Annotated in this window: 20 protein-coding genes; 4 read left to right on the top strand and 16 right to left on the bottom strand. The window is 56.2% G+C overall.

Going from position 1 to position 21,008, the window contains the following annotated elements; translation table 11 throughout:
• Positions 1-13: 13 nt before the first annotated feature.
• The 16 genes from atpG to rpmH form a co-directional block, all read right to left on the bottom strand.
• A complete protein-coding gene (gene atpG / locus BJ917_RS30925; protein ID WP_007934344.1) occupies positions 14-874 on the bottom strand; it encodes a F0F1 ATP synthase subunit gamma in 861 nt (286 codons plus the stop codon).
• 50 nt (positions 875-924) lie between these two features.
• The gene (gene atpA / locus BJ917_RS30920; protein ID WP_008018366.1) at positions 925-2,469 is read right to left on the bottom strand and encodes a F0F1 ATP synthase subunit alpha; all 1,545 of its coding nucleotides are present in this window, start codon (positions 2,467-2,469) and stop codon (positions 925-927) included.
• A gap of 21 nt (positions 2,470-2,490) precedes the next feature.
• A complete protein-coding gene (locus BJ917_RS30915) occupies positions 2,491-3,027 on the bottom strand; it encodes a F0F1 ATP synthase subunit delta (RefSeq protein ID WP_121106026.1) in 537 nt (178 codons plus the stop codon).
• A gap of 12 nt (positions 3,028-3,039) precedes the next feature.
• Positions 3,040-3,510, bottom strand: a complete 471-nt coding sequence (locus BJ917_RS30910) for a F0F1 ATP synthase subunit B (protein ID WP_096514131.1) — start codon at positions 3,508-3,510, stop codon at positions 3,040-3,042.
• A 58-nt stretch (positions 3,511-3,568) separates the two neighbouring features.
• On the bottom strand, positions 3,569-3,826 hold the full coding sequence (atpE, locus tag BJ917_RS30905) for a F0F1 ATP synthase subunit C (protein ID WP_003097235.1): 258 nt from the start codon (positions 3,824-3,826) through the stop codon (positions 3,569-3,571).
• A gap of 133 nt (positions 3,827-3,959) precedes the next feature.
• Entirely contained in the window at positions 3,960-4,829 is an 870-nt protein-coding gene (gene atpB, locus BJ917_RS30900; RefSeq protein ID WP_007969902.1) for a F0F1 ATP synthase subunit A, read from the bottom strand.
• Positions 4,830-4,845: 16 nt separating this feature from the next.
• Entirely contained in the window at positions 4,846-5,253 is a 408-nt protein-coding gene (locus BJ917_RS30895; protein WP_096514130.1) for a F0F1 ATP synthase subunit I, read from the bottom strand.
• Positions 5,254-5,401: 148 nt separating this feature from the next.
• Entirely contained in the window at positions 5,402-6,274 is an 873-nt protein-coding gene (locus BJ917_RS30890) for a ParB/RepB/Spo0J family partition protein (RefSeq protein ID WP_096514129.1), read from the bottom strand.
• 9 nt (positions 6,275-6,283) lie between these two features.
• The gene (locus BJ917_RS30885; RefSeq protein WP_060540279.1) at positions 6,284-7,081 is read right to left on the bottom strand and encodes a ParA family protein; all 798 of its coding nucleotides are present in this window, start codon (positions 7,079-7,081) and stop codon (positions 6,284-6,286) included.
• An 18-nt stretch (positions 7,082-7,099) separates the two neighbouring features.
• Entirely contained in the window at positions 7,100-7,744 is a 645-nt protein-coding gene (gene rsmG / locus BJ917_RS30880) for a 16S rRNA (guanine(527)-N(7))-methyltransferase RsmG (RefSeq protein ID WP_096514128.1), read from the bottom strand.
• Positions 7,741-9,639 (bottom strand): tRNA uridine-5-carboxymethylaminomethyl(34) synthesis enzyme MnmG, encoded by a 1,899-nt coding sequence (gene mnmG, locus BJ917_RS30875; RefSeq protein ID WP_096514127.1) that lies wholly within the window; start codon positions 9,637-9,639, stop codon positions 7,741-7,743. The genes rsmG and mnmG overlap by 4 nt, the downstream gene beginning before the upstream one ends.
• Positions 9,640-10,189: 550 nt before the next feature.
• Positions 10,190-11,560 carry a tRNA uridine-5-carboxymethylaminomethyl(34) synthesis GTPase MnmE gene (gene mnmE, locus BJ917_RS30865; protein WP_096514126.1) on the bottom strand — a complete coding sequence of 457 codons (1,371 nt, stop codon included), beginning with the start codon at positions 11,558-11,560 and terminating at the stop codon, positions 10,190-10,192.
• A gap of 79 nt (positions 11,561-11,639) precedes the next feature.
• Entirely contained in the window at positions 11,640-13,319 is a 1,680-nt protein-coding gene (gene yidC / locus BJ917_RS30860) for a membrane protein insertase YidC (RefSeq protein ID WP_096514125.1), read from the bottom strand.
• Between the two features lie 2 nt (positions 13,320-13,321).
• On the bottom strand, positions 13,322-13,567 hold the full coding sequence (gene yidD, locus BJ917_RS30855) for a membrane protein insertion efficiency factor YidD (protein ID WP_010207715.1): 246 nt from the start codon (positions 13,565-13,567) through the stop codon (positions 13,322-13,324).
• On the bottom strand, positions 13,560-13,961 hold the full coding sequence (gene rnpA / locus BJ917_RS30850) for a ribonuclease P protein component (protein ID WP_197677877.1): 402 nt from the start codon (positions 13,959-13,961) through the stop codon (positions 13,560-13,562). Before rnpA ends, yidD begins: the two co-directional genes overlap by 8 nt.
• A gap of 16 nt (positions 13,962-13,977) precedes the next feature.
• The gene (rpmH, locus tag BJ917_RS30845) at positions 13,978-14,112 is read right to left on the bottom strand and encodes a 50S ribosomal protein L34 (protein ID WP_003213577.1); all 135 of its coding nucleotides are present in this window, start codon (positions 14,110-14,112) and stop codon (positions 13,978-13,980) included.
• Between the two features lie 568 nt (positions 14,113-14,680).
• On the opposite strand from rpmH, the gene dnaA reads away from it, so the two are divergent.
• From dnaA to gyrB, 4 genes are read left to right on the top strand one after another with little or no spacing between them, the layout of a single operon-like run.
• Positions 14,681-16,210 carry a chromosomal replication initiator protein DnaA gene (dnaA, locus tag BJ917_RS30840; protein WP_096514124.1) on the top strand — a complete coding sequence of 510 codons (1,530 nt, stop codon included), beginning with the start codon at positions 14,681-14,683 and terminating at the stop codon, positions 16,208-16,210.
• 39 nt (positions 16,211-16,249) lie between these two features.
• Positions 16,250-17,353, top strand: coding sequence for a DNA polymerase III subunit beta (dnaN, locus tag BJ917_RS30835; protein ID WP_034149405.1), 1,104 nt, complete (start codon positions 16,250-16,252; stop codon positions 17,351-17,353).
• Between the two features lie 20 nt (positions 17,354-17,373).
• Complete coding sequence (gene recF, locus BJ917_RS30830) at positions 17,374-18,477, top strand: DNA replication/repair protein RecF (RefSeq protein WP_007969883.1); 1,104 nt, start codon at positions 17,374-17,376, stop codon at positions 18,475-18,477.
• 5 nt (positions 18,478-18,482) lie between these two features.
• Entirely contained in the window at positions 18,483-20,900 is a 2,418-nt protein-coding gene (gyrB, locus tag BJ917_RS30825) for a DNA topoisomerase (ATP-hydrolyzing) subunit B (RefSeq protein ID WP_096515614.1), read from the top strand.
• Positions 20,901-21,008 lie beyond the last annotated feature (108 nt).

Raw genomic sequence — 21,008 nt, 5'->3', positions numbered from 1 at the left:
AAAATTTGAACCGTTAAACCGCGGCAGCGCCGCCGACGATTTCCGAGATCTCTTGGGTGATCGCAGCCTGACGCGCCTTGTTGTAGACCAGCTGCAAATCGCTGATCAAATCACCGGCGTTGTCGGTAGCGTTCTTCATCGCGATCATCCGCGCAGCTTGTTCAGCCGCGTTGTTCTCGACCACCGCCTGGTAGACCTGCGACTCCACGTAACGGACCATCAAGCCGTCGAGCAGCTCCTTGGCATCCGGTTCATAGAGATAGTCCCAGTGGTGCTTGAGTTCTTGATCCGGGGTTGCCACCAGCGGAATCAACTGCTCCACGGTTGGCTGTTGTGTCATGGTGTTGATGAACTTGTTGGAAACCACGGACAGGCGGTCAATACGGCCGTCCAGGTAGGCATCCAGCATCACCTTGACGCTGCCGATCAGATCATTGATCGACGGCTCTTCACCCAGGTGGCTGATAGCTGCAACGACGTTACCGCCGAAGTTGCGGAAGAATGCCGCACCCTTGCTACCAACTACACACAGATCGATCTCGACGCCGTTTTCGCGGTTTACCGCCATGTCCTTGACCAAAGCCTTGAACAGGTTGGTGTTCAAGCCACCACACAGACCACGGTCACTGCTCACTACGACATAACCTACGCGCTTTACTTCGCGGTCGATCATGAACGGGTGGCGATATTCCGGGTTAGCGTTGGCCAGATGACCAATAACCTGGCGGATGCGCTCCGCATAAGGACGGCTAGCAGCCATGCGCATTTGTGCCTTGCGCATTTTGCTGACCGCCACTTTTTCCATGGCGCTGGTAATCTTTTGCGTGCTTTTGATGCTCGCAATCTTACTGCGAATCTCTTTTGCGCCTGCCATGTAACACCTATCAGGTTAGCAAGCGGGAGCCTTGCGACTCCCGCTGCGGCTTACCAGGTTTGGGTGGCCTTGAACTTCTCGATACCGGCTTTCAGGCCGCCATCGATTTCGTCATTGAAGTCACCCTTCACGTTGATCTTCGCCATCAGGTCGGCGTGATCGCGGTTGAAGTAAGCAATCAGCGCTTGCTCGAAGCTGCCGACTTTGGTGATTTCGACGTCAGTCAGGAACCCACGCTCAGCGGCATACAGCGACAGCGACATGTCGGCGATCGACATTGGCGCGTATTGCTTCTGCTTCATCAGCTCGGTAACGCGCTGACCATGCTCAAGTTGCTTACGGGTCGCTTCGTCCAGGTCAGAAGCGAACTGGGCGAATGCCGCCAGTTCACGGTACTGAGCCAGAGCGGTACGGATACCACCGGAGAGCTTCTTGATGATCTTGGTCTGAGCGGCACCACCCACACGGGATACCGAAACACCGGCGTTCACAGCAGGACGGATCCCGGAGTTGAACATGGCCGATTCCAGGAAGATCTGACCGTCGGTGATGGAAATCACGTTGGTCGGAACGAACGCGGAAACGTCGCCAGCCTGGGTTTCGATGATCGGCAGTGCGGTCAGGGAACCGGTTTTGCCGGTCACTGCGCCGTTGGTGAACTTCTCTACGTACTCTTCCGAAACGCGGGATGCGCGCTCCAGCAGACGGGAGTGGAGATAGAACACGTCGCCTGGGTAAGCTTCACGGCCTGGTGGACGGCGCAGCAGCAGGGAGATCTGGCGGTAAGCCACAGCCTGCTTGGACAGATCGTCATAAACGATCAGCGCGTCTTCACCGCGGTCGCGGAAGAATTCACCCATGGTGCAACCGGCGTACGGAGCCAGGTATTGCAGTGCAGGAGATTCCGAAGCACTGGCAGCCACGATGATCGTGTTTTTCAGTGCACCGTTTTCTTCCAGCTTGCGAACCACGTTGGCGATGGTCGATTGCTTCTGACCGATAGCTACGTAGACGCAGAAAATGCCGCTGTCTTTCTGGTTGATGATCGCGTCGATCGCCAGAGCGGTTTTACCGATCTGACGGTCACCGATGATCAGCTCACGCTGGCCACGGCCGACCGGGATCATGGCATCGACAGCCTTGTAGCCAGTCTGTACAGGCTGGTCTACCGACTTACGCCAGATCACGCCTGGAGCAACTTTCTCGACCGCGTCGGTCTGGGTGTTGTTCAGCGGACCTTTGCCGTCAACCGGGTTACCCAGTGCATCGACTACGCGACCCAGCAGTTCCTTACCAACCGGAACTTCCAGGATGCGGCCAGTGCACTTGGCGCTCATGCCTTCAGCCAGAGACTGGTATGCGCCCAAAATAACGGCACCTACGGAGTCTTGCTCCAGGTTGAGGGCCATACCGTAGACGCCGCCCGGAAACTCGATCATCTCGCCGGACATAACGTCAGCCAGACCGTGAATCCGCACGATGCCGTCAGATACGCTGACGACAGTGCCTTCGTTACGGGCTTGGGAGGTCACATCGAGCTTGTCGATGCGGCCCTTGATAATTTCACTTATTTCGGAAGGATTGAGTTGCTGCATTGCTCTGCTGCCCCTTCAAACTCAAGATTTCAATGCTTCGGCAAGTTTCGCGATTTTGCCGCGAATCGAGCCATCGATAACCAGGTCGCCGGCGCGGACGACAATGCCCCCAATAAGGGAACTGTCTTCCTCGACTTGCAGGCGCACTTCCCGGTTGAGTCGTGCACTGAGAACCTTGGCGAGTTTGTCTTGCTGTTCTTGGTTCAATGCAAAAGCACTGGTCACTTCTACGTCTACCGATTTCTCTTGCTCGGCCTTGTACAGGTCGAACAGAGCGGCGATCTCCGGCAGAAGCAGGAGGCGCTCGTTTTCGGCAACAACGTGGATGAAATTCTGTGCCTTGGCATCGAACTTGTCGCCGCACACGTCAATGAACGTGGCGGCCTTTTCTGCGCTCGTCAGTCGCGGGGCCTTGAGCACGCTCTGCATGGTGTCGTCTTCCGACACCGCTGCAGCCAGGCCGAGCATGGCTGACCAATTGGCCAGTTGCTGGTGGGCCTGAGCGTGCTCGAAGGCCGCCTTAGCGTAAGGTCGGGCCAACGTGGTCAGTTCTGCCATGATCGCCCTCGCTTAGATTTCAGCAGCCAGTTGGTTAACCAGCTCTGCGTGCGCGTTTTGATCGATTGACTTGCCCAGGATCTTCGAAGCACCGTCAACGGCCAGGCTACCCACTTGGGCGCGCAGCGCGTCTTTGACGCTGTTCAGTTCCTGTTCGATCTCGGCCTGAGCCTGAGCCTTCACACGGTCAGCTTCGACGCGAGCCTGTTCACGGGCTTCGTCGACGATCTGAGTACCGCGCTTCTTGGCTTGCTCGATGATTTCAGCTGCCTGAGCTTTCGCTTCGCGCAGTTGTTGACCCGCTTTCTCTTGGGCCAACTCCAGGTCGCGAGCTGCTCGGCTGGCAGCGTCCAGTCCATCCGCGATCTTCTTTTGACGTTCGTGCAATGCCGTGATGACCGGAGGCCATACGAACTTCATGCAGAACAGTACAAAAATGAGGAACGCAACGGACTGGCCAATCAGGGTCGCATTAATGTTCACGCCAACACCTCGCAGTTACGTTGTCCATCACATCAAATCACTCGGAAGATCCGAGTAATTAGCCAGCGATCTGACCAACGAACGGGTTCGCAAAGGTGAAGAACAGAGCGATACCAACACCGATCATGGTTACGGCGTCGAGCAGACCGGCAACGATGAACATTTTGACTTGCAGCATTGGAACCATTTCTGGTTGACGCGCTGCGCCTTCCAGGAACTTGCCGCCCAACAGGCCGAAACCAATTGCGGTACCCAGTGCGCCCAGGCCGATCAACAGTGCAACAGCGATAGCGGTTAGACCAACTACAGTTTCCATCTTTCCTCCCGACTTTTACGTCGTATGGTTTAGGTTTTTTAGATTAAAGCGGTAAAACAAATCGTTTCAGAGACCCGGTGGGGACTCCCCTCCCGTTTGACCGGGAGGGACATCAGACTAGTCGAGACTGGTCTTAATGGTTTTCTTCGTGCGCCATCGACAGGTAGACGATGGTCAGCATCATGAAGATGAACGCCTGCAGGGTGATGATCAGGATGTGGAACACTGCCCACGCCCACTGCAGAACAACGCCCAGGCCGCTGAGCCAGAGCAGGCCGCTGCCGAACATCACAGCGATCAGAATGAACACCAGCTCGCCGGCATACATGTTGCCGAACAGACGCAGAGCCAGGGAAATCGGTTTGGCGATCAGGGTCACGAACTCCAGCAGGAAGTTCACCGGGATCAGCAGGGCCTGAACGAAGATGTTCTTGCTGCCGAACGGGTGCAGGGTCAGCTCGCCGATGAAGCCGCCGAGGCCCTTGACCTTGATGCTATAGAAAATGATCAGTGCGAAAACCGAGAACGCCATGCCCAGGGTCGCGTTCGGGTCGGTGGTCGACACGGCGCGGAATGGGATGTGGTGGTCGCCGGAGATCAGGATGGCCAACTGAGGAATCCAGTCGACCGGTACCAGGTCGACGGCGTTCATCAGGAACACCCAGACGAAGATGGTCAGTGCCAACGGTGCGATCACCGGGCTACGGCCATGGAAGCTGTCTTTCACGCTGCCATCGACGAATTCGACCAATACTTCAACGAAGTTCTGCAAAGCACCTGGCTGACCGGAAGTCGCCTTCTTTGCCGCCATGCGGAAAAGAAGAACGAAGATCAAACCCAATGCGACCGACCAGCCGAGTGTATCGACGTGGAAAGCCCAGAAGCCCATTTCTTTGGCTTCTGCTGCGGTGTGGGCAAAGCCCCAGCCGCCGGTAGGGTGCTGACCGAAAGTCAGGTTCTGCAAGTGGTGCTGGATATAGCCCGAAGCGGTTGTTTCTGCCATGGTTGCCTCAAACGCCCTAAGGTCTCGAAAGTCTTGTTCTCATCAACAGGGGAGCGAACCAACTGACCAGTTGGGTCAGCACGAAGACGCCGAATACAGCTAGCGGCGCCAATGGCTTCACACCTGCGAACGTCAATGCAAAGAGCACCGCCGTCAAAATCAATTTGCCCGCCTCGCCGGCATAAAAAGACCGGACGATGGCTTGAGCTGCTCGGGCGCCGGAAAACCGAAATGCCCTGTGAGCGAAATAAACATTGGGCAGCAAGGCTATCAGGCCTCCGCAAAGTCCCGAGTACCCGGCAACGACTCCATACCATCGCCAGAGCGCCAAAGCGGCAATCAGCAGAATGACAAATTGAGCCATCAACACCGGAAAAACTGCCAGGCGATGGAACGGCAAGCGGTTTGGCGTGCGTGTTTCCATCACTATTGCTCTCCAATGGTCGGCTGCCGAAATTCAATAACTTGGCATAATTTGTGCCGACAAAATGCGCGCAGAGTATAGGGGCGGTTCTGCCCCTATTCAACTGTCAGGTAGTGATTTCCGACTGCGCGCTACATGAGGAAATGTTTCAGCGGATATGTGCGAGTACACCTTGTAGTTCATCCAGGGAGTTATATCCAATCACTAACTGCCCTTTACCCTTCTTACCATGCCGAATCTGCACCGCAGAGCCTAGGCGCTCGGCCAGACGCTGCTCCAACCGGGCAATATCCGGGTCCGGTTTTGCAGGTTCGACGGGCTCCGGTTTGCCACTCAACCACTGGCGAACCAGTGCTTCAGTCTGGCGTACGGTCAGCCCACGTGCGACAACGTGTCGCGCCCCTTCAACCTGTTGATTGTCGGGCAAACCGAGCAAGGCACGGGCATGACCCATTTCCAGGTCGCCGTGGGACAACATGGTCTTGATGACCTCCGGCAGCGATATCAGCCGCAACAGGTTGGCCACGGTCACCCGGGACTTGCCCACCGCTTCGGCCACTTGTTGCTGGGTCAGCTGGAACTCCTGCTGCAAACGCTGCAGGGCGACCGCTTCTTCAATCGGATTGAGGTCTTCGCGCTGAATGTTTTCGATCAGCGCCATGGCGATAGCGGTTTCATCCGGCACATCGCGAACCATCGCCGGGATGGTTTCCTGGCCGGCCTGCTGACTGGCACGCCAGCGGCGTTCACCCGCGATGATTTCGAAGCGGCCGCCGGCAATCGGGCGAACCACTATCGGTTGCATGACGCCCTGGGCCTTGATCGACTGCGCCAGCTCTTCGAGCGCCTGAATATCCATATCGCGCCGAGGCTGGTATTTGCCACGCTGGAGCAGATCCAGCGGCAAATGTTGCAACTCGCGTTGATCGGCTTGCACCGCCTGTTCTTCCAGCGAACTGATAGTCGGACCACTCAGCAGTGCATCCAGTCCACGTCCGAGACCTCGTTTCTTGACGGCCATGGGGATTCCTTAAGTTGCCTGAGCAGCGGCGATGCGTGAGTTTTTACGCTGACGACGAACCATTTCGCCCGCCAGAGCCAAGTAGGCAACGGCGCCGCGTGATGCTTTGTCGTACGCCAACGCCGGCATGCCGTAGCTTGGGGCCTCGGCCAATCGAATGTTGCGCGGAATGACAGTGTCGTAGAGCTGATCGCCAAAGTGTTCCTTGAGCTGCGCCGACACATCGTTCATCAGGCTCAGGCGCGGGTCGTACATCGTCCGCAATAGGCCCTCGACCTTGAGGTTCGGGTTCAGCAATTCAGCGATGCGCTTGATGTTATCCACAAGGTCGCTCAAGCCTTCGAGTGCGAAGTACTCACATTGCATGGGGATAATGACCCCGTCTGCGGCAACCAGCGCGTTCAAAGTCAGCATCGAAAGCGACGGCGGGCAATCGATCAGGATGTAATCGTAGTTTTCACGGATCGGCGCCAATGCACTGCGCAGGCGGCTTTCCTTCATCTGCATTTCCAGCAGCACCACTTCAGCCGCGGTGAGATCGCGGTTAGCCGGTAACAACTGGTAACCACCGTGTTCGGAAAAATGCATCGCCTGGGCCAGATCGCACTCGCCGATCAGCAGGTCATAAACCGAGTTTTCCAGGCCGTGTTTATCCACACCGCTACCCATGGTGGCGTTGCCCTGTGGATCGAGATCGATCAACAACACCCGGCGCTTGGTTGCGACGAGGGATGCTGCGAGGTTGATGCAGGTGGTGGTCTTGCCCACACCACCTTTCTGGTTCGCTATCGCGAATACCTTAGCCATTCTTGCTTGTGTTCCCAATCATGCCGTGCGGCGCAGTATCAGCAGATGGCGTTGGCCTTGGCAACCGGGTACGGCCAGGGCGTGTTCGCTATCGAGGTGGAAGTCTGTCGGCAATGCTACCAGCTCATCGGCGGGATGAACGCCCTTCATTGCCAACCAGCGTGTTTCGGTGTCACCGAGGTGGCGAGTCCAGTTGGTGAAGTTTTCCATGCTGCTGAACGCTCGGGAAATGATCCCGTTGAACGGTTGAGCAGGCCGGAAGGCTTCGACGCGACTGTGGATAACTTGCAGGTTATCCAGCTTGAGTTCGAGTTTGACCTGGGTCAGGAAGCGGGTTTTCTTGCCGTTGCTGTCCAGGCAGGTGACTTGAGACTGTGGATACAGGATGGCCAGCGGAATGCCTGGCATCCCGCCGCCACTGCCTACGTCCAGCCAGCGACCGTTTTCGATGAACGACATCACGCTCAAGCTATCGAGCAAATGACGGGACACCATCTCATCCGGATCCCGCACGGCGGTCAGGTTGTAAGCCTTGTTCCATTTGATCAACAGGGCCAGGTAACCCAGCAGTTGCGTGTGCTGGGTTTCTGTCAGCGCGACACCGAGCTGGCGAGCACCTGTGGATAACTCTTCGGCATGTTGCGAGGTGACCAACGAACTCAAGCGCTTTGCTCCAACTGACGGCCCGCGCCGCGTTTTTTCAAATGAATCATCAACAGCGAAATCGCTGCCGGCGTTACGCCCGGGATACGCGAGGCCTGGCCCAAAGTCTCTGGGCGGGTCGCACCAAGCTTGCTCTGAATCTCTTTGGAGAGACCGGAAATATTCGTGTAATCGATATCCACAGGCAGTTTGGTGTCCTCGCTGGCTCGCAAGCGGGCGATTTCATCCTGTTGACGATCGATGTAACCGGCGTATTTGGTCTTGATCTCGACCTGCTCGGCTACCTGTGGATCTTCTGCCCCGCCACCGGTCACTTCGATCAGACCAGCGTAGTCGATTTCCGGACGGCTCAAGAGATTGAGCAGGTTGTATTCGTGAGTCAGTGGCGTGCCGAATTTTTCGGCGATCGCATTACCTTGTTCGGTGCCTGGGCGAACCCAGGTGCTTTTCAGACGCTGCTCTTCCAGTTCGATGCTTTCGCGTTTTTTGCAGAAAGCCGCCCAACGCACGTCATCCACCAGGCCCAGTTCGCGGCCTTTTTCGGTCAGGCGCAGGTCCGCGTTGTCTTCACGCAGGATCAGACGGTATTCGGCACGGGATGTGAACATCCGGTACGGCTCTTGGGTACCGAGGGTAATCAGGTCGTCGACCAATACACCGATGTAGGCTTCGTCACGACGCGGACACCAGGCCTCTTTGCCCTGCGCGCGCAGCGCGGCGTTGGTTCCGGCCAGCAAACCTTGGGCGCCGGCTTCTTCGTAACCGGTTGTACCGTTGATTTGCCCGGCGAAAAACAGGCCGCCGATGACTTTGGTTTCCAGGCTGTACTTCAGGTCGCGCGGATCGAAGTAGTCATATTCAATGGCGTAACCGGGACGCACGATGTGTGCGTTTTCCATGCCGCGGATCGATTGCACGATCTGCAATTGCACATCGAACGGCAGGGATGTGGATATCCCGTTCGGATACAGCTCGTTTGTCGTCAGGCCTTCCGGTTCGATGAAGACCTGATGGCTTTCCTTGTCGGCAAAGCGATGGATTTTGTCTTCGATCGACGGGCAGTAGCGCGGACCGATGCCTTCGATCTCACCGGCAGCGGAATACATCGGCGAACGATCGAGGTTCGCGGCAATGATTTCGTGAGTGCGCGCATTCGTGTGGGTAATCCAGCAACTGACCTGCCGTGGATGCTGTTCCTTGTTGCCCATGAACGACATCACCGGGATCGGCAGATCGCCCGGTTGTTCGGTCATCACCGAAAAATCCACAGACCGGGCGTCGATGCGCGGCGGAGTACCGGTTTTCAGGCGACCTACACGCAATGGCAGTTCACGCAGACGGTGAGCCAGTGCGATCGATGGTGGATCACCGGCGCGACCGCCGGAAAAATTCTGCAAACCGATGTGGATAAGTCCGCCGAGGAAGGTACCGGTGGTCAAAACCACCGAATCCGCGAGGAAACGCAGGCCCATCTGCGTAACAACACCACGAACTTGTTCCTGCTCGACGATCAGGTCATCAGCCGCTTGTTGAAATATCCACAGGTTCGGCTGGTTTTCCAGGATTTCGCGGACAGCGGCTTTGTACAGAACCCGATCGGCCTGTGCGCGGGTTGCTCGCACGGCAGGTCCTTTGCGGCTGTTCAATACGCGAAATTGAATACCACCCTTATCGGTGGCCATGGCCATCGCGCCGCCCAGGGCATCGATTTCCTTGACCAGGTGGCTTTTGCCAATACCGCCGATGGCGGGGTTGCAGCTCATGGCACCGAGGGTTTCCACGTTGTGCGTCAGCAACAGGGTTTTCACCCCCATACGTGCTGAGGCCAGTGCTGCCTCGGTACCGGCATGACCGCCGCCGATGACGATCACTTCAAAACGGGAAGGGAAATCCACCACGCACCTCGTGCCTGCTTAAGTAGGTAATTCAGGAATAGTTTGAGCTCAGGTTTTTGGACCTGGTCGACAAGTATAGGGACTTCGCCCTTCCTAAAGAACCCTTTGCACAAAATTTAACCAGCTGTGGAGAAGTCGGAGTTATAGAAATTAAAAAGAGAGAAATTTATTAAATCTTTGTTTTTATGTTTATTTCTACTGACCACGATTTCTGTGGATAAAGTCATACAGCCCTTAATTTACGCTGTGTACAGAGATTCAAAACCCTGTGATCATGTGCCAAGGAGGCCCTTGGATAACCCGTTTAAGCCTGTGGATGAATGGGGTGGTTATCCACAGATGGGGTTATCTTCAGTTTTGAGGCCCTGTTATCAACTGCCCTCATTGGCAGTTATTCACAGGGCTTAATCCACAGAAAAATGGTGAACGAACGAAATTTGGGCACGCCGAATCCGCTCAAGCAGAGAGAATCCGCTCGGCACTGGAGGTTTTATTTCAGAAAAGGAGGGAACAGACAGGCACGGATGGCCTGTCTGTGGACAACGAAGGACTACTTACCGATGCAGAAGCTGGAGAAAATTCGTCCCAACAGATCATCGGAGCTAAAGGCACCCGTGATTTCCCCAAGGAATTGCTGAGCCTGTCGCAGATCCTCGGCCAGCAATTCTCCAGCGCCGGCCAGTGTCAGTTGAGCGTGACCGTGTTCCAGGGATGCACTGGCATGGCGAAGGGCTTCAAGGTGACGTCGGCGAGCGCTGAAGCTGCTTTCCGAGGTTTGCTCGTAACCCATGCAGGCCTTGAGGTGTTCTCGCAGCAATTCCAGGCCGACACCTGCAGACTTGGCACTGAGACTGATGGTGACATGACCATCGTCGCTGACATCCAGGGCAATCGCTTCACCCGTCAAGTCAGCCTTATTGCGGATCAGCGTGACTTTTGCCGGGTCTGGACGGGTTTCAAGGAATTCGGGCCACAAGGCGAAAGGATCAATAGCTTCGGGCGCTGTGGCATCAACCACCAACAGCACACGATCGGCTTCGCCAATGGCTTTCAATGCCCGCTCGACGCCGATTTTTTCCACATGATCATCGGTATCTCGCAGACCAGCGGTATCGACAACGTGCAGTGGCATACCGTCGATGTGGATATGTTCGCGAAGGACGTCTCGAGTGGTGCCGGCAATCTCGGTCACAATAGCCGCCTCTCGGCCGGCCAGTGCATTGAGCAGGCTGGATTTCCCGGCATTAGGCCGACCGGCGATCACCACAGTCATGCCATCACGCAGCAAGGCGCCCTGCCCGGCCTCACGCATGACGGTGGATAACTCGTCGCGCACTTTGTCGAGCATACTCAACACATGGCCATCGGCAAGGAAGTCGATCTCTTCTTCCGGAAAGTCGATGGCTGCTTCGACGTAGATGCGCAGGCCGATCAATTGTTCAGTGAGGTTATGCACACGCTGGGAAAATGCACCTTGCAACGAACGCAGGGCATTTCGAGCCGCCTGTGCAGAACTTGCCTCGATCAAGTCGGCAATGGCTTCGGCCTGAGCCAGGTCGAGCTTGTCGTTGAGGAAGGCGCGTTCGCTGAATTCCCCGGGCCTGGCGAGACGGCAGCCGAGTTCCAGGCAACGCTTGAGCAGCATATCCAGGACAATCGGGCCGCCATGACCCTGCAACTCCAGCACATCTTCACCGGTGAACGAGTTCGGCCCAGGAAAGTACAGTGTGATGCCTTGATCCAGCACCTCTTCGTTTTCACCGAGGAACGGACCGTAGTGGGCGAATCTCGGCTTGAGTTCACGACCACTGAAGGCCTTGGCCGCAACGCTGGCCAACGGCCCGGAAATACGGACGATGCCTACGCCGCCACGGCCTTGAGCGGTGGCGACGGCGGCGATGGTTTCACGAGGAACGCTCATAAACCGGTACCCAGACAAAAGTGACAGATAGCAAAACGCCCCACTAGGGGGCGTTTTGAGTGGTTATCCACAGTGTAAGTCAGGCAGTCGCTTTGGTAGCGGCTTCGATCTTACGAGTGATGTACCACTGTTGGGCGATCGACAGGCAGTTGTTCACTACCCAGTACAGCACCAGACCGGCCGGGAACCACAGGAAGAAGAAGGTGAAGATGATTGGCATCAACTTCATCACCTTGGCCTGCATTGGATCCGGTGGAGTCGGGTTCAACTGCTGCTGGATGAACATAGTTGCACCCATGATGATCGGCAGAATGAAGAACGGATCCTTGATCGACAGGTCAGTAATCCACAGCATGAACGGCGCCTGGCGCATTTCAACGCTTTCCAGCAGAACCCAGTACAACGAAAGGAAAACCGGCATCTGCACGAGGATTGGCAAGCAACCACCCAGCGGATTGATCTTCTCTTTTTTGTACAGCTCCATCATGGCCTGCGACATTTTCTGCCGGTCATCGCCATGTTGTTCTTTCAGCGCGGCCAGTTTCGGTGCCACTGCACGCATGCGCGCCATGGATTTGTAGCTGGCAGCCGACAGCGGGAAGAAGATCCCTTTGATCAGCATGGTCAGGAAAATGATCGACCAACCCCAGTTACCCACAATGGCGTGGATATGTTGCAGCAACCAGAAGATAGGTTGAGCGATGAACCAGAGAATGCCGTAGTCGACAGTCAGTTCCAGACCTGGGGACAACTCTTTCAGCACAGCCTGGCTTTTCGGACCCGCGTACAGAATGGCACTGGTTTCAGCCTTTGCACCTGGCGCTACGGTCAGGGACGGGCCGGTGTAACCAATGATGTAATTGCCTTTGCTGTCTTTACGGGTCTGGACGACATTGTTTTCGCCCTTGGCCGGAATCCACGCGGTCACGAAGTAGTGTTGCAACCAGGCAACCCAACCACCAGTCACGGTTTCTTTCAGCGCGGCCTTGTCCATATCTTTCATGGACACTTTCTTGTACGGCTCGGAACTTGTCCACAGGGCGGCGCCCAGGTAAGTCGCGGTGCCGGTGGCTGTGCTGGAAGAAGGATCGGAGCTGGCGTCACGCTTCAATTGCGCGAACATCGCACCGGACCAGGGCTGAGCGCTCTGGTTATCGATCAAGTAAGAAACGGTTACGTCATACAGGCCACGTTTCAGAGTGAAACGCTTGATGTAATTGACGCCGTCCTTGCTGAACTTCAGATCCACGACCAATTGGTCCTGACCGTCAGCCAGTTGATAAATCTTCTTCTCCGAGGAGTAAACCGGACGACCGGCAGGACTTGCGTCCGGGCCGTTGCTGCCGATCAGGCCGCTCTGAGCCAGATAAGTGCGCTCGTTTCCGTTGTCGAACAACTGGAACGGAATTTCCGGATGGTCCTGGCGACGCGGATACAGCGGCAGTTTCAGCTGGGCAACATCACCACCTTGTGGATCGATGGCCAGATCGAGCACATCCGTTTTGATCTGGATGAGGTCGGTGCTTACAGCTACCGGAGTTTCGGCAGGTGCGCTGGTATCGTTTGCGGCGTGTGGAATGTCGTCACTGACGGACGCTTTATTGCCAGTTGCCGTATCCGGGAGGCCCGGTGCGGTCGTACTGGAAGCAACATTCTGAGTCGGCAAGGCAGCCTGACCATAGTCCTGGTTCCATTTAAGAACCATAACGTAGGACACGATTGCCAGGGCGACGATCAGGATCGTGCGTTTGATATCCATGATTACTCGGCCATCGAAGAAGAACGGGAGGTAGGGATAGGTGGAACCGGGTCATAACCACCGGGATTCCACGGATGACAGCGACCTAAACGACGAAAGGTCAGCCAGCCACCGCGCAGAAGGCCATGATTTTCGATGGCTTCCAACGCGTAGCAGGAACAACTGGGGTAGAAACGACAGTGACTGGCCATCAGGGGACTAATGGCATAGCGATAAAACTGGATCGGAACGAGTGCCAGTTTACGCATCTGGACTGTCTACCCCTACAGTTTCGGTTTTGACTGCTGGTACCGGCGTGCTACGTGCCAGACGCTTCCAGAGTTTGCCGAAATGCTGAATCAATTCGGGGTTTTCTACGTCGCCCAAACCTTTGCGCGCGACGATAACGATGTCCCAACCCACCAGTAAATCCTGGTTCAGGCGAAACGATTCGCGCATCAGACGTTTGAGGCGATTGCGCTCGACGGAGAGCTTTACGCTCTTTTTCCCGATAACCAACCCAAGACGGGGGTGATCAAGATCGTTGTTGCGCGCAAGGAGCAGGAGATTTTTCCCCGGAACCTTGCCGGTAGGGGAGTCAAAGACTGCCTTGAAATGCCGGGGAGTAAGCAGACGCTTTTCCCGACTGAAGTCCTGACTCACCTCCAGTGCCGGATTATCAAACTGCCAGACGCGCACGACCTTTGGCGCGACGACGCGACAGGACGGCACGACCGTTCTTGGTAGCCATGCGAGCACGGAAACCGTGGGTACGAGCGCGTTTGATAGTGCTTGGTTGGAAAGTACGTTTCATTGTCGTGTTACCTGGTTCGTCCACAACGGGCCGGAATGGCCCCCGTTTTAAGAGACCGGGGATTCTAGAGAAAGCAAGCCTCTAGGTCAATTTCCAACCAGCGTTTCCTTATAAATAGATCTCCAGACGTTTTGGTCGAGTCTCACTCCTTCGCTAAACATAAAAATAAAGAAGGAGAGTATTTAAAGCTTTTCTGTAAAGCTTATAAAGGCTAGGGGCACGATCATCTGTGGATAAGTGACCTCTGCCCTTATTTCACGTGCTGTACAGAGAATGACAACTACAGTGGAAAACGGTGATCAGGCTGTGCTGCGCTGTCGGAAAACCTGTGTGTGAAAGGTGCTGTTATCCACAGGCAGGTTATCCACCGAGTTTCACCCCCGGTTGTGCAATGAGCTCAGACCGGGTTATCCACAGAGCTTATTCACAGACCATTGGTCGTCTTTTTTGCGTATAAAACGTTGATTCTTCTTGGTCGATGGCCCACCTACGTGTGGATAAGTCAGCGACTGGTCGTTACAATGGGCGCTTGTTTTTGCCTCACCGGCTTTCAACTTAGGGGATATCCGTGTCAGTGGAACTTTGGCAGCAGTGCGTGGAGCTTTTGCGCGATGAACTGCCTGCCCAACAATTCAACACTTGGATCCGTCCACTACAGGTCGAAGCCGAAGGCGACGAGTTGCGTGTCTACGCACCCAATCGGTTTGTCCTGGACTGGGTCAACGAAAAGTACCTGGGTCGCGTTCTGGAATTGCTGGACGAGCATGGCAACGGGATGGCGCCTGCACTCTCCTTATTAATAGGCAGTAAACGCAGTTCTGCGCCGCGTGCTGCTCCGAATGCACCTTTGGCCGCCGCTGCTGCTGCGTCCCAGGTCCAGGCGGCTCCGGCCTCAATCAGTACTCCGGCACAAGCACCGGTTAGCGCCCCGACCAAGCGTGCGACGCAAAAAGCCACTGAGGTCATTGAGGAGGAGCCGTCGCGCGACAGCTTCGACCCGATGGCCGGCGCCAGTTCGCAACAGGCTCCGGTTCGTGCTGAACAACGCACCGTGCAAGTTGAAGGTGCGCTCAAGCACACCAGCTACCTGAACCGCACCTTTACCTTCGAAAACTTCGTTGAGGGCAAGTCCAACCAACTGGCCCGGGCTGCGGCCTGGCAAGTGGCGGACAATCCCAAGCATGGCTATAACCCGCTCTTCCTTTATGGTGGTGTGGGTCTGGGTAAAACCCACTTGATGCACGCTGTGGGTAACCATCTATTAAAGAAGAACCCGAATGCCAAGGTCGTTTACCTGCATTCCGAGCGCTTCGTGGCCGATATGGTCAAGGCCTTGCAACTGAATGCCATCAACGAGTTCAAGCGTTTCTACCGCTCGGTGGATGCCTTGCTGATTGACGACATTCAATTCTTCGCCCGCAAGGAACGTTCTCAGGAAGAGTTTTTCCACACCTTCAATGCCCTGCTTGAAGGTGGCCAGCAAGTCATTCTCACCAGTGACCGCTACCCGAAAGAAATCGAAGGCCTTGAAGAGCGCCTGAAATCCCGCTTTGGTTGGGGGTTGACGGTAGCCGTCGAACCGCCGGAGCTGGAAACACGTGTGGCGATTCTGATGAAGAAGGCCGATCAGGCCAAAGTCGAACTGCCCCACGACGCGGCGTTCTTTATTGCCCAACGCATTCGCTCCAATGTCCGTGAACTGGAAGGCGCGCTTAAACGCGTCATCGCCCATTCGCACTTCATGGGCCGCGATATCACCATCGAGCTGATTCGTGAATCCTTGAAGGATCTTTTGGCGCTGCAAGACAAGCTGGTCTCTGTGGATAACATTCAGCGCACCGTCGCCGAATACTACAAGATCAAGATCTCCGACTTGCTGTCAAAACGTCGTTCGCGTTCGGTCGCCCGCCCGCGTCAGGTCGCCATGGCGTTGTCCAAAGAACTGACCAACCACAGTTTGCCGGAGATCGGCGATGTGTTTGGCGGACGTGACCACACAACGGTTTTGCACGCCTGCCGCAAGATCAACGAACTTAAGGAATCCGACGCGGACATCCGCGAGGACTACAAGAACCTGCTGCGTACACTGACCACTTGATGAACACCAGCGCAGCTAATTAAGGCAAGGGACTAGACCATGCATTTCACCATTCAACGCGAAGCCCTGTTGAAACCCCTGCAACTGGTCGCAGGCGTCGTCGAGCGCCGACAGACCTTGCCGGTGCTTTCCAACGTGCTGCTGGTTGTCGAAGGCCAGCAACTGTCGCTGACCGGTACCGACCTGGAAGTCGAGCTGGTCGGCCGTGTTCAACTCGAAGAGCCCGCAGAACCGGGTTCCATCACCGTGCCTGCACGCAAGCTGATGGATATCTGCAAAAGCTTGCCCAATGATGCGCTGATCGACATCAAGGTCGACGAGCAGAAGCTTGTGGTGAAGGCTGGTCGTAGCCGCTTCACCCTGTCGACCCTGCCGGCCAATGACTTCCCGACGGTGGAAGAAGGTCCAGGCTCGCTGACTTGCAGCCTCGAGCAAAGCAAGTTGCGTCGCTTGATCGAGCGGACCAGCTTCGCCATGGCCCAGCAGGACGTGCGCTACTACCTCAATGGCATGCTGCTCGAAGTCTCTGCCGGTATCATCCGTGCCGTGGCCACCGACGGCCATCGCCTGGCCATGTGCTCGATGCAGGCCGATATCGGTCAGCCTGATCGCCATCAGGTCATCGTACCGCGCAAAGGTATTCTGGAATTGGCTCGTCTACTGACCGAACCGGATGGCATCGTCAGCATCGTCCTGGGTCAGCACCACATTCGCGCCACCACTGGCGAATTTACCTTCACCTCGAAACTGGTCGACGGCAAGTTCCCTGACTACGAGCGCGTGCTGCCGAAGGGCGGCGACAAACTGGTGCTGGGTGATCGTCAGGCGCTGCGCGAAGCCTTCAGCCGTACCGCAATTCTGTCCAACGAGAAGTATCGCGGTATTCGTCTGCAACTGGCCAACGGCCAACTGAAGATCCAGGCGAACAACCCGGAGCAGGAAGAAGCGGAAGAGGAAGTGGGTGTTGAATACAACGGTGGCTCCCTGGAAATCGGCTTCAACGTGAGCTACTTGCTCGACGTGTTGGGCGTGATGACCACCGAGCAGGTTCGCCTGATCCTGTCCGACTCCAACAGCAGTGCGCTGGTGCAAGAGTCCGACAACGACGACTCGGCCTACGTTGTTATGCCGATGCGTCTGTAATCATGCCCAGCAGAACCTAGATGTCCTTAAGTCGCGTCTCGGTCACCGCGGTGCGCAATCTGCACCCGGTGACCTTCTCCCCCTCCCCCCGAATCAATATTCTTTACGGCGCCAACGGCAGCGGCAAAACCAGTGTTCTGGAAGCCATCCACCTGCTGGGGCTTGCCCGTTCGTTTCGTAGCACCCGGCTGTTGCCGGTCATTCAGTATGAGCAATTGGCGTGCACGGTGTTCGGTCAGGTCGAACTGGCCGAGGGTGGGCACAGCGCCCTCGGTATTTCGCGCGATCGCCAAGGGGAGTTCCAGATCCGTATCGACGGGCAAAACGCTCGCAGTGCTGCGCAGTTGGCGGAAATCCTGCCTCTGCAGTTGATCAACCCCGACAGTTTTCGCTTGTTGGAAGGTGCACCCAAGATTCGCCGGCAGTTTCTCGATTGGGGTGTGTTCCACGTGGAACCCCGGTTCATGTCTACCTGGCAGCGTTTGCAGAAGGCCCTGCGCCAGAGAAACTCTTGGCTGCGGCATGGTACACTTGACGCCGTTTCGCAAGCGGTTTGGGACAGGGAACTGTGCCAGGCCAGCGCTGAAATCGATGAATACCGTCGCGCTTATATCAAAGCCTTGAAACCAGTCTTTGAACAGACCTTGAGTGAACTGGTTGAACTCGAGGGCTTGACGCTCAGCTATTACCGAGGATGGGACAAGGACCGTGAGCTGAGCGCTGTGCTCGCCGGTTCCCTCCAACGGGATCAGCAGATGGGGCATACCCAAGCCGGACCGCAACGTGCAGATTTGCGTCTCAGACTGGGCGCACACAATGCCGCGGACATCTTGTCCCGCGGACAGCAGAAGCTGGTGGTTTGTGCGTTGCGGATTGCCCAAGGGCATCTGGTTAGCCAGGCCCGGCGCGGTCAGTGTATTTATCTGGTGGATGACCTGCCGTCCGAACTGGACGAGCACCACCGTCGCGCGCTTTGCCGCTTGCTGGAAGACTTACGCTGCCAGGTGTTTATCACCTGTGTAGATCACGAATTATTGAGGGAAGGCTGGCAGACGGAAACGCCAGTCGCTCTGTTCCACGTGGAACAGGGCCGTATCACCCAGACCCACGACCATCGGGAGTGAAGGCATTGAGCGAAGAAAATACGTACGACTCAACGAGCATTAAAGTGCTGAAAGGCCTGGATGCCGTACGCAAACGTCCCGGTATGTACATTGGCGACACCGATGATGGCAGCGGTCTGCACCACATGGTGTTCGAGGTGGTCGACAACTCGATCGACGAAGCTCTGGCCGGTCACTGCGACGACATCAGCATCATTATCCATCCGGATGAATCCATCACCGTTCGCGACAACGGCCGCGGTATCCCGGTAGACGTGCATAAAGAAGAAGGCGTCTCGGCAGCCGAGGTCATCATGACCGTACTGCACGCCGGCGGTAAGTTTGACGACAACTCCTACAAAGTTTCCGGCGGCCTGCACGGTGTAGGTGTCTCTGTAGTTAACGCCCTGTCTGAACAGCTTGTACTTACCGTGCGCCGCAGCGGCAAGATCTGGGAACAGACTTACGTTCATGGTGTTCCTCAAGAACCGATGAAAATCGTCGGCGACAGTGAATCCACGGGTACCCAGATTCACTTCAAGGCTTCCAGCGAAACCTTCAAGAACATTCACTTCAGCTGGGACATTCTGGCCAAGCGGATTCGTGAGCTGTCCTTCCTCAACTCCGGCGTGGGTATCGTCCTCAAGGATGAGCGCAGCGGCAAGGAAGAGCTGTTCAAATACGAGGGTGGCCTGCGTGCATTCGTTGAATACCTGAACACCAACAAGACTCCGGTCAACCAGGTGTTCCACTTCAACATTCAGCGTGAAGACGGCATTGGCGTGGAAATCGCCCTGCAGTGGAACGACAGCTTCAACGAGAACCTGTTGTGCTTCACCAACAACATTCCGCAGCGCGATGGCGGTACTCACCTGGTGGGTTTCCGTTCCGCACTGACGCGTAACCTGAACACCTACATCGAAGCTGAAGGTCTGGCGAAGAAACACAAAGTTGCCACCACCGGTGACGATGCCCGTGAAGGCCTGACAGCGATCATCTCGGTGAAGGTGCCGGATCCGAAGTTCAGCTCCCAGACCAAAGACAAGCTGGTCTCTTCCGAAGTGAAGACCGCTGTCGAACAGGAAATGGGCAAGTACTTCTCCGACTTCCTGCTGGAAAACCCGAACGAAGCCAAGCTGGTTGTTGGCAAGATGATCGACGCCGCGCGTGCCCGTGAAGCGGCGCGCAAGGCCCGTGAGATGACCCGCCGTAAAGGCGCGCTGGACATCGCCGGCCTGCCGGGCAAACTGGCCGACTGCCAGGAAAAAGACCCTGCCCTGTCCGAACTGTACCTGGTGGAAGGTGACTCCGCGGGCGGCTCTGCCAAGCAGGGACGTAACCGCAAGACCCAGGCGATTCTGCCCCTCAAGGGTAAAATCCTGAACGTCGAGAAGGCACGTTTCGACAAGATGATCTCGTCCCAGGAAGTGGGCACCCTGATCACCGCCCTGGGCTGCGGCATCGGTCGCGAAGAGTACAACATCGACAAGTTGCGCTATCACAACATCATCATCATGACCGATGCTGACGTCGACGGTTCGCACATTCGTACCCTGCTGCTGACCTTCTTCTTCCGTCAGCTGCCGGAGCTGATCGAGCGTGGCTACATCTATATCGCCCAGCCACCGCTGTACAAGGTCAAGAAAGGCAAGCAAGAGCAATACATCAAAGACGACGACGCCATGGAAGAGTACATGACGCAGTCGGCCCTGGAAGACGCGAGCCTGCACCTGAACGAAGATGCACCGGGTATTTCCGGTGAAGCGCTTGAGCGCCTGGTGAATGATTTCCGTCTGGTAATGAAGACCCTCAAGCGTCTGTCGCGCCTGTATCCGCAGGAACTGACCGAGCACTTCATCTACCTGCCGGCCGTCAGCCTGGAGCAACTGTCCGATCACGCAGCGATGCAGGATTGGCTGGCTCAATACGAAGTACGTCTACGCACCGTCGAGAAATCCGGCCTGGTTTACAAGGCCAGCCTGCGTGAAGACCGTGAACGTAATGTCTGGCTGCCAGAGGTCGAGCTGATCTCCCACGGGCTGTCGAACTATGTCACGTTCAACCGCGACTTCTTTGGCAGCAATGACTACAAAACCGTCGTTTCCCTGGGGGCTCAGCTGAGCACCCTGCTGGACGAAGGCGCGTACATCCAGCGTGGCGAACGTAAGAAAGCGGTCACCGAGTTCAAGGAAGCCCTGGACTGGTTGATGGCGGAAAGCACCAAGCGTCACACCATTCAGCGATACAAAGGTCTGGGCGAGATGAACCCGGATCAGCTGTGGGAAACCACCATGGACCCAAGCGTACGCAGGATGCTGAAGGTGACGATCGAAGACGCCATCGGTGCAGACCAGATCTTCAACACCCTGATGGGTGATGCGGTCGAACCTCGTCGTGACTTCATCGAAAGCAACGCCTTGGCGGTTTCCAATCTGGATTTCTGAGTCCGGACCCCGCCAAACGAAAAGGCCAACGCACCCTCGTTGGCCTTTTTTATTGTGTGCGAAGAATGTCTGGGCACTGTTTTCACTTCGCTTTCTACGGCGATGAAA

It is taken from the genome of Pseudomonas sp. WPR_5_2, assembly GCF_003634475.1.
GTDB classification, from domain to species: domain Bacteria; phylum Pseudomonadota; class Gammaproteobacteria; order Pseudomonadales; family Pseudomonadaceae; genus Aquipseudomonas; species Aquipseudomonas izuensis.
This window is presented reverse-complemented; position numbering and strand designations above follow the sequence as displayed.

Coding starts and splice junctions, on each gene's coding strand:
- atpG (WP_007934344.1), bottom strand. CDS start 874: ATGGCAGGCGCAAAAGAGATTCGCAGTAAGATTGCGAGCATCAAAAGC.
- atpA (WP_008018366.1), bottom strand. CDS start 2,469: ATGCAGCAACTCAATCCTTCCGAAATAAGTGAAATTATCAAGGGCCGC.
- BJ917_RS30915 (WP_121106026.1), bottom strand. CDS start 3,027: ATGGCAGAACTGACCACGTTGGCCCGACCTTACGCTAAGGCGGCCTTC.
- atpE (WP_003097235.1), bottom strand. CDS start 3,826: ATGGAAACTGTAGTTGGTCTAACCGCTATCGCTGTTGCACTGTTGATC.
- atpB (WP_007969902.1), bottom strand. CDS start 4,829: ATGGCAGAAACAACCGCTTCGGGCTATATCCAGCACCACTTGCAGAAC.
- BJ917_RS30895 (WP_096514130.1), bottom strand. CDS start 5,253: ATGGAAACACGCACGCCAAACCGCTTGCCGTTCCATCGCCTGGCAGTT.
- BJ917_RS30890 (WP_096514129.1), bottom strand. CDS start 6,274: ATGGCCGTCAAGAAACGAGGTCTCGGACGTGGACTGGATGCACTGCTG.
- BJ917_RS30885 (WP_060540279.1), bottom strand. CDS start 7,081: ATGGCTAAGGTATTCGCGATAGCGAACCAGAAAGGTGGTGTGGGCAAG.
- mnmE (WP_096514126.1), bottom strand. CDS start 11,560: ATGAGCGTTCCTCGTGAAACCATCGCCGCCGTCGCCACCGCTCAAGGC.
- yidC (WP_096514125.1), bottom strand. CDS start 13,319: ATGGATATCAAACGCACGATCCTGATCGTCGCCCTGGCAATCGTGTCC.
- yidD (WP_010207715.1), bottom strand. CDS start 13,567: ATGCGTAAACTGGCACTCGTTCCGATCCAGTTTTATCGCTATGCCATT.
- rpmH (WP_003213577.1), bottom strand. CDS start 14,112: ATGAAACGTACTTTCCAACCAAGCACTATCAAACGCGCTCGTACCCAC.
- dnaN (WP_034149405.1), top strand. CDS start 16,250: ATGCATTTCACCATTCAACGCGAAGCCCTGTTGAAACCCCTGCAACTG.
- recF (WP_007969883.1), top strand. CDS start 17,374: ATGTCCTTAAGTCGCGTCTCGGTCACCGCGGTGCGCAATCTGCACCCG.